This is a genomic window from Nostoc sp. CHAB 5715 (assembly GCF_020829685.1).
Taxonomy (GTDB): Bacteria; Cyanobacteriota; Cyanobacteriia; order Cyanobacteriales; family Nostocaceae; genus Nostoc.
This window is the reverse complement of the sequence record NZ_JAIVFR010000873.1, coordinates 1-3,223: the sequence shown is the minus strand read 5'-3', so window position 1 is coordinate 3,223 and position 3,223 is coordinate 1. Positions and strand designations below refer to the sequence as shown.

General features: G+C 43.6%; 5 protein-coding genes. 1 reads left to right on the top strand and 4 read right to left on the bottom strand.

The window, feature by feature from the left end; all coding sequences use genetic code 11:
• Window positions 1-21: 21 nt before the first annotated feature.
• Window positions 22-438, bottom strand: coding sequence for an ArsI/CadI family heavy metal resistance metalloenzyme (locus tag LC574_RS32915; protein ID WP_229457787.1), 417 nt, complete (start codon window positions 436-438; stop codon window positions 22-24).
• Window positions 439-524: 86 nt separating this feature from the next.
• Between LC574_RS32915 and LC574_RS32910 the strand changes: the two genes are divergently transcribed.
• Window positions 525-875 (top strand): helix-turn-helix transcriptional regulator, encoded by a 351-nt coding sequence (locus LC574_RS32910; RefSeq protein WP_229457785.1) that lies wholly within the window; start codon window positions 525-527, stop codon window positions 873-875.
• Window positions 876-893: 18 nt separating this feature from the next.
• On the opposite strand, the gene LC574_RS32905 is transcribed toward LC574_RS32910, so the two are convergent.
• From LC574_RS32905 to LC574_RS32895, 3 genes are all read right to left on the bottom strand, one after another.
• On the bottom strand, window positions 894-1,751 hold the full coding sequence (locus tag LC574_RS32905) for a sulfite exporter TauE/SafE family protein (protein ID WP_229457783.1): 858 nt from the start codon (window positions 1,749-1,751) through the stop codon (window positions 894-896).
• A gap of 64 nt (window positions 1,752-1,815) precedes the next feature.
• Window positions 1,816-2,445, bottom strand: coding sequence for a hypothetical protein (locus LC574_RS32900; protein WP_229457782.1), 630 nt, complete (start codon window positions 2,443-2,445; stop codon window positions 1,816-1,818).
• A gap of 153 nt (window positions 2,446-2,598) precedes the next feature.
• On the bottom strand, window positions 2,599-3,057 hold the full coding sequence (locus tag LC574_RS32895; RefSeq protein ID WP_229457781.1) for a dual specificity protein phosphatase family protein: 459 nt from the start codon (window positions 3,055-3,057) through the stop codon (window positions 2,599-2,601).
• Window positions 3,058-3,223: the final 166 nt, after the last annotated feature.

Genomic DNA, 3,223 nt, shown 5'->3' with positions numbered 1-3,223 from the left:
TACGGACTAAGAACAGGTAGGTTATTGGCAGCACGCCTTCTTGCTGACTTCAACAGGTTTGATATCTCGCACTTGTGAGTCAGCCAAAACTTTATAAATCTCCCAAGGTGCGCCATCTGGGTCATGCACCCACACTTTATCCTGAAGGGCATAGCAACAAGTCACTTGTTCCTCTGGCCGAGTTTTGAGTCCAAGTTGTTGTAGGCGATCGCTTGCAGTTACTACTTCAGTTGCTGTCTCAACCTCCACACCCAAATGATTTAGAGTGCCAGCCGCCTCTGTATTCTCAATTAGTACTAACTTGAGAGGAGGTTGAGCGATCGCAAAGTTGGCGTAACCAGGGCGGCGTTTTGCAGGCTCAGTACCAAAAAGCTTGCTGTAAAAATCAACCGCAGCATCGATATCACTAACGTTAAGGGCAAGTTGAACACGGGACATGATATTTCTCCTTAAATCGATACTCATCAATATTTATGATTATCTATATATTGCCAAACTATATTGATAAGTGTCAATATATAAATATGAATTCTTTAACCTCAACTTCAACGTGTTGTCCTTTCCTGCTGCAAGAAGTGTTGCAGCCAGATGAAGCGGCTCAGATTGCTACGCTATTTCGAGTGCTGGGCGAATCGGCTCGGCTACAGTTGCTCAGTTTTATTGCGGCTCAACCTGCACAGGAAGCTTGCGTTTGTCAGTTGATAGAGCCACTTGGTTTATCGCAACCTACTGTCAGCCATCATCTGAAAGTATTGTATGAAGCAGGATTGCTTCAAAAAGAACGACGCGGCACTTGGATTTACTATCGGTTAGTACCAGAACGGTTCGAGATATTGCAGAAGGTACTAACTCTTCCAAAATCAAAACAACATTGAAAACAGTATTCCTTGCTGTCATGAGTCGTGAGATTTGGCCTTGTGAAAAACTCGAAACGCAGAGACATTCAAGATTATCCCTAGCGTGACTTTTAGTACTGCCGCCGGAACAATCCCGACAAGCATTCCCCCAACGACGGCTCCAATCACCGAACCTATTCCCATAGGAGCAACAGTATTGCTCAAAGCTGCGCGGTCTGTAAACGCCCCTCGACTGGCATATTTAACAACGCCCACAAGCACGGTTGGCAAGCTGACCAAAAGACTGGCTGTACCCGCTGTTTTAATATCTGCGCCAAAAGCAAAAACAAGCGTTGGGATAATTATTTCACCGCCTGCAACCCCAAGGAGACTGCTTACCAGCCCAATTGCCAAACCAAACAGAATACCTGCTGGAATGCGCCAGCCTAAAGTAGCAGGTAGAAGGGCTGGTGTTTGTTGAGGAAGAAAGCCCTCGACTAGCAGGGCAACGCCAATTAATACCAATAGCACTAGGATGATTCTCTCAAGCTGATCATTTGAGAGTTTTCCCGCCATTGCTGCCCCAAAAAAGGCAGTGATAACCGCTCCGAAAATTAAGGACAAGACCGCAGGTAACAACGGAATCACTAGGTTAAAGGAGAGCGTACTGCCCCTAATTGCCAGGGATGCAGCAATTGTCACCAAGCTAACAGCTAGGTTCAGGGGTACAGCTTGCCGTGCTGAATAACCCAAAATTCCGGCCAGAACTGGCAGCCGAAACTCTGCACCGCCTAAACCAATCAGCCCTCCTAATATCCCAATCGGCACAGCGTAAATAAAGGATAATCGGGAACGACGCGCTTGCAAGGAATTGACTGTTGGCTCCAGTGTAGACTCAGAGTTATTCTTTTTCATCAACTTTCTGCCTTTTAGTGCTTAATAATACAGCTTTACTGGAACTGGGTCTAGCAAAGCTGGATCATTGGGCAACAAAAGCTAGATTATGACTAGACATAATTGAGCATTGATACTTAACTTGCTGATTGCAAGCCTCAAGCAGTTCTAATATCTCTGGAATGCTCACCTCTGCCAATCTGGGATCAATAGCAAAATATTGATTTAAGTAGCTGATATAGTACCTTCTTTCTTCCTCATAAGTCAGATCTGGATTCACTCTAACAACAAAATCATAGTCTTCAATTGTCTTATTCTTGCCGTTACAGTTTCCTTCAGTCAAATCGACTTTAAATGAGCCATACTCCAAGAAACAATGGATTTGAGGAATGAAATTCAAACCTTGAGTTTGAATAATTGCATTGACACCTATTACAATCTCGTCGCTCAGTCTGTAAAAACCAAGGTTCTTGTAAACTTTTAGTCCAAGCTCTTGAGCTAACCTAGCGATAACACCATGCTTTGTTGTACAAGTTCCTCGATTTTCCTGAAACAAGATGAGGGAATTCTCATTATTTGAGTTAGATCCATAAGCTAAGTCTTTTATCCAATGGCAGGCTGCACAAAATGTCTCAATTCCATGTTCAAGAAATTTTTTAGAGACTACCCCTTTAGCTTGGATGTTTACGTTAGGAAGTACTTCAATTGAGTCCATGTTTTATTTCCTTTGATACCAATAGATATTCACCGATTTATCACAAACTCGTACTCAAGCGCATTGAAGCGGGTGCAAAATACTTTAGCGGTTCCTAAGCACTACACCTGCATCCTTGCTCCCAAGAATGAACTGACCAGTTACGGTAATGACTTATTCTTTTGCCAACTCTCGCAGGAACGCGATTTGAGCTTCTCGCAGTTCAACATCAGGGTTCGTGGTTAGGATTGTTTGTATGGCATCGTCGTAAGATGAACCAGCACCAATTAGGTAGGAAGCTAGGATTGTTCCTGTCCGCCGTCTCCCACTAGTGCAATGAACTGCAACACCGTTGCCAATGGCATTTTGACTATCAATAAAGTTTTGTAATTCCTGAAGCTGCTCCTGGCTGGGTGCAGTACCTCCTTTAATAGGCACCCAGAGGTGAGGAATGTCTGCCTGCTGATACAAATCTAGATTGGAGGGGTCATCCATAACCGAAACAATCGCACGAATACCTGCTGTTTGTAGCTGTGACAACTCCTCTCGGGTTGGCTTACGAACACCTGCCAGTTTTCCTGGAATTACCCACCACAGGTTTTCTCTTATCGGTTGACTTGTTTCTTGCTCCATTGGTTCAAGCCTTAGTCTCATCCCAGCACTATACTAAAAATTTTAAGTCAGCAATATCTAACTGTATTGACACTGCTAATACTGACAAACAGGAAAAGCTATCTAGCTTGTTGGCTCTTAATTTTCAGACTTTTAAAAAAGTTCAACTTTTAGCCGTTTAGAGTAT

Coding starts and splice junctions, on each gene's coding strand:
- LC574_RS32910 (WP_229457785.1), top strand. CDS start 525: ATGAATTCTTTAACCTCAACTTCAACGTGTTGTCCTTTCCTGCTGCAA.
- LC574_RS32915 (WP_229457787.1), bottom strand. CDS start 438: ATGTCCCGTGTTCAACTTGCCCTTAACGTTAGTGATATCGATGCTGCG.
- LC574_RS32895 (WP_229457781.1), bottom strand. CDS start 3,057: ATGGAGCAAGAAACAAGTCAACCGATAAGAGAAAACCTGTGGTGGGTA.
- LC574_RS32905 (WP_229457783.1), bottom strand. CDS start 1,751: ATGAAAAAGAATAACTCTGAGTCTACACTGGAGCCAACAGTCAATTCC.
- LC574_RS32900 (WP_229457782.1), bottom strand. CDS start 2,445: ATGGACTCAATTGAAGTACTTCCTAACGTAAACATCCAAGCTAAAGGG.